Raw genomic sequence first — 4176 nt, 5'->3', positions numbered from 1 at the left:
ATCGCCCCGGCGCTGGCCGAGGCGATCCGCCGCATCCACAACGGCGAGTCCGTCAGCGCCCTGTTCGACGTCTCCTGACCCCGCGGGCCCGCGCCGCCACGGGCCGGGCCCGCTACCCGGTGAACAGGGCGGCGGCCTGCACGGCGGTGCTCACCACCCCGTAGCCCAGGGCCAGGAGCACCACCGCCCACAGCAGGAGCGCGGCCGCCTTGGCGACCCGCCCGCTCCCCGCCGACCGCGTTCCCATCGCGTTCCCCTCCTCGTCCGCGGCGCTCACCGGCCGCCCCCGGCTTCCCGCACCCGCGCGCCGGCGGGCCCCTCGGCCGCGCCGTCCGGCTCCGCGGGCAGCGGCCGCACCAGCATGTTCGCCGTGAACCCGACCGCCATCACCCCCACCATCAGCGCCAGCGAGAACGTGTACAGGTCGGCGCCCGACCGCCCGGCGGCGAGCTGCTGGTCGGCGATCACGTTGACGATCAGCGGCCCGGCGATGCCCGCGCACGACCAGGCCGTGAGCAGCCGCCCGTGGACGGCGCCGACGTTGAACGACCCGAACAGGTCCTTGAGGTAGGCCGGGATCGTGGCGAACCCGCCGCCGTAGAAGGAGAGGATGACCCCGGTGACGGCGACGAACAGCACCACCGACCCGGTCCCCGCCACGGCGATGAGCAGGTACAGCAGCCCGCCGACACCCAGGTACCCGATGTAGGTGCGCTTGCGGCCCAGCGCGTCGGAGGTGGAGGACCACACGAACCGGCCGACCATGTTGCACAGCGACAGGAATCCCACGTACCCGGCGGCCTCGGCCGGGCCGACCCGGGTGAAGAAGTCCTGCACCATCGGAGAGGCCTGCTCCAGGATGCCGATCCCCGCGGTCACGTTGCAGAAGAGCACGATCCACAGCAGCCAGAACTGGCGGGTGCGGAACGCCCGCTCCACGCTGACGCCCTCCGACACGGCGGTCCCCCGGGCCGACACCGGCGGCTCCCAGCCGTCCGGGCGCCAGCCGGGCGGCGGGACCTTGACGACCAGCGCGCCCAGCACCATCGCTGCGAAGTAGACGGCGCCCAGGGTCAGGAACGCCGGGACGATCGCGTCCGCGGGGGTGGCGGCGTACCGGTCCAGCAGCTCCGCCGACAGCGGGGAGGCGATGAGCGTGCCCCCGCCGAACCCCAAGATCGCCATCCCGGTGGCCATGCCCGGCCGGTCCGGGAACCACTTGATCAGCGTGGACACCGGCGAGATGTACCCGATGCCCAGGCCGATCCCGCCGATCACCCCGTACCCGAGGTACAGCAGCCACAGCTGCCCGGTGGCCACGCCCAGCGCCCCCACCAGGAAACCCGTCCCCCAGCACACCCCGGCCGCGAACATGGCCTTGCGCGGCCCGTTGAGCTCCACCCATTTACCGCCGAAGGCCGCCGAGAGCCCGAGCATGACAATGGCGATGCTGAACACCACGCCGATCGCCGTCAACGAGGAATCGAAGCGCTCCACCAAGGGGGCCTTGAAAACACTGAACGCATATACCTGGCCGATGGACAAGTGCACCGCGAGCGCCGCGGGCGGTACGAACCAACGGCTGTACCCGGGCGGGGCGACACTCTTCTCCCGGTCGAGAAAAGACACGGGTCTCCCTCCTGAAACTCACCGCCACCCGTGCGATCGGCGACGGGGGGACATCACCGAACACGGAATATCACAGGAGCCCTACCGGGCATAGGGGGTGTTGCGCCACCGTCCCCGAAAAGAAAATTCGCGACCACAATGGTCAATACCTTGACACGAAAAACGAGGAAATTCCCGGCCCGTCCCGGAGAGCCTTTGAAGTGCACCGCCGAGCGGTGCGACAATACGGCCATGAGACGCAACCGCCCCGTGCCCGCCGACACCCCGCAGGACGCCCCCCGCATCGACCCGCCCAAGTCCTCCGCGGCCGGTCTGCCCGCGGTCCTCAACAGCGTCCGCCAGGTCGGGGAGAACGCCGGGGTGCGGCGCGGCCTGCCCGCCATGCTCGCCCTCAACCAGAAGCGCGGCTTCGACTGCCCGGGCTGCGCCTGGCCCGAGGGCGACAAGCGCCACCGCGCCGAGTTCTGCGAGAACGGCGCCAAGGCCGTCGCCGAGGAGGCCACCACCCGGCCCCTGGGCGCCGACTTCTTCGCCGAGCACCCCGTGAGTGAGCTTGCGGAGCGCTCCGGGTACTGGCTCGGGCGGCAGGGGCGGCTCACGCAGCCCCTCCACCTGGCCGAGGGCGCCGACCACTACACGCCCATCCCGTGGGACGACGCCCTGGAGCTCATCGCCGCCGAGCTGCGCGGCCTGGACACCCCCGACCAGGCCGTCTTCTACACCTCCGGGCGCACGAGCAACGAGGCCGCCTTCGCCTACCAGCTGCTCGCCCGCCAGCTGGGCACCAACAACCTGCCCGACTGCTCCAACATGTGCCACGAGTCCTCCGGGTCGGCCCTCACCGAGACCCTGGGCGTGGGCAAGGGCAGCGTCTCCCTGGACGACCTCCACCAGGCCGACCTCATCATCGTCGCCGGGCAGAACCCCGGCACCAACCACCCCCGCATGCTCACCGCCCTGGAGCGCGCCAAGAGGAACGGCGCCCGCATCGTCACGGTCAACCCCCTGCCCGAGGCCGGGATGCGCGAGTTCCGCAACCCCCAGCACCCCGGCGGGCTGCTGGGCCGCGGCACTCAGCTCACCGACGTGTTCGCCCAGATCCGGCTGGGCGGCGACCTCGCCCTGTTCTCCGCGGTCAACCGCATCCTGCTGGAGGCCGACCGCGAGGACGCCCCCGTCCTGGACCACGCGTTCATCGACGCCCACACCCACGGCTTCGACCTGTTCGCCAAGGAGCTCCTGGAGGAGCCCGCCGACGCCTTCTGGGCCCGGGTGGAACGCGACACCGGCCTGGAGCGCCCGCTCATCGAGGAGATCGCCGCCATGGCCATCGCCTCCGAGCGCACCGTCGTGTGCTGGGCCATGGGCCTGACCCAGCACAAGCACTCCGTCCCCACCATCCGCGAGGTCGTCAACTTCCTGCTGCTGCGCGGCAACGTCGGCCGCCCCGGCGCCGGGGTGTGCCCGGTGCGCGGGCACTCCAACGTGCAGGGCGACCGGACCATGGGCATCTTCGAGCGGCCCGCCGAGGCGTTCCTGGACGCGCTGGGCGCCGAGTTCGGCTTCGCCCCGCCGCGCGAGCACGGCCACGACACCGTCAACGCCATCCGCGCCATGGCGGCGGGGGACGTGCGCGTCTTCTTCGCCATGGGCGGCAACTTCGTCGCCGCCACCCCCGACACGCACGTCACCGAGGACGCCATGCGCCGGGTGCGGCTGACCGTCCACGTGTCGACCAAGCTCAACCGCTCCCACGTGGTCACCGGCACCCGCGCGCTCATCCTGCCCGCGCTGGCCCGCAGCGACCGCGACATCCACGACGGGAGGGACCGCTGGGTGACGGTCGAGGACTCCATGAGCCGCGTCCACGCCTCGCACGGGGTGCTGCGGCCGCTGTCGGAGGAGATGCGCGCGGAGGTCGACATCGTCCGCGAGCTGGGCGCCCGCCTGTTCGGGCAGAGCCCGGTGGCCTGGGACGCGTTCGCCGACTACGACCGGATCCGCGACCACATCGCCGCCGTCGTGCCGGGGTTCGAGGACTTCAACGCCAGGGCCCGGCAGCGGAACGGGTTCACCCTGCCGCACGCGCCGCGCGACCACCGGCGCTTCCCCACCGCCACCGGCAAGGCCAACTTCACCGCCAACGGCACCTACGCGCCCGAGGTACCCGAAGGCCGGCTGCTGCTCCAGACCCTGCGCTCGCACGACCAGTACAACACCACCGTCTACGGCCTGGACGACCGCTACCGCGGCATCACCGACGGGCGGCGCGTGGTCCTGGTCAACCCCGAGGACGCCGCCGAACTCGGCCTGGCCGACGGCGCCTACACCGACCTGGTGGGCGAGTGGCCCGACGGCCGCGAACGCCGCGCCCCGCACTTCCGGGTGGTCCACTACCCGACCGCCCGCGGCTGCGCCGCCTCCTACTTCCCCGAGACCAACGTGCTGGTGCCGCTGGACTCCACCGCCGACATCAGCAACACGCCCACCTCCAAGTCGGTGGTGGTCCGCTTCGAGCCCGACACCGGCCTGTAGCCGCCGCGGCGG

At 72.1% G+C, this 4176-nt stretch carries 3 protein-coding genes; 1 reads left to right on the top strand and 2 read right to left on the bottom strand.

Annotated features, from left to right (window positions below; translation table 11 throughout):
- Positions 1-112 precede the first annotated feature (112 nt).
- Both ACJOT3_RS33090 and ACJOT3_RS33085 read right to left on the bottom strand, forming a co-directional pair.
- Positions 113-247 carry an MFS transporter small subunit gene (locus tag ACJOT3_RS33090; protein ID WP_406977072.1) on the bottom strand — a complete coding sequence of 45 codons (135 nt, stop codon included), beginning with the start codon at positions 245-247 and terminating at the stop codon, positions 113-115.
- Between the two features lie 26 nt (positions 248-273).
- Positions 274-1629 carry an L-lactate MFS transporter gene (locus ACJOT3_RS33085; protein ID WP_406977071.1) on the bottom strand — a complete coding sequence of 452 codons (1356 nt, stop codon included), beginning with the start codon at positions 1627-1629 and terminating at the stop codon, positions 274-276.
- Between the two features lie 231 nt (positions 1630-1860).
- Between ACJOT3_RS33085 and ACJOT3_RS33080 the strand changes: the two genes are divergently transcribed.
- A complete protein-coding gene (locus ACJOT3_RS33080; RefSeq protein WP_406977070.1) occupies positions 1861-4164 on the top strand; it encodes an FdhF/YdeP family oxidoreductase in 2304 nt (767 codons plus the stop codon).
- The last annotated feature ends 12 nt before the right edge of the window (positions 4165-4176 follow it).

The organism is Nocardiopsis protaetiae, assembly GCF_045446735.1.
GTDB lineage: Bacteria > Actinomycetota > Actinomycetes > Streptosporangiales > Streptosporangiaceae > Nocardiopsis > Nocardiopsis protaetiae.
This window is presented reverse-complemented; position numbering and strand designations above follow the sequence as displayed.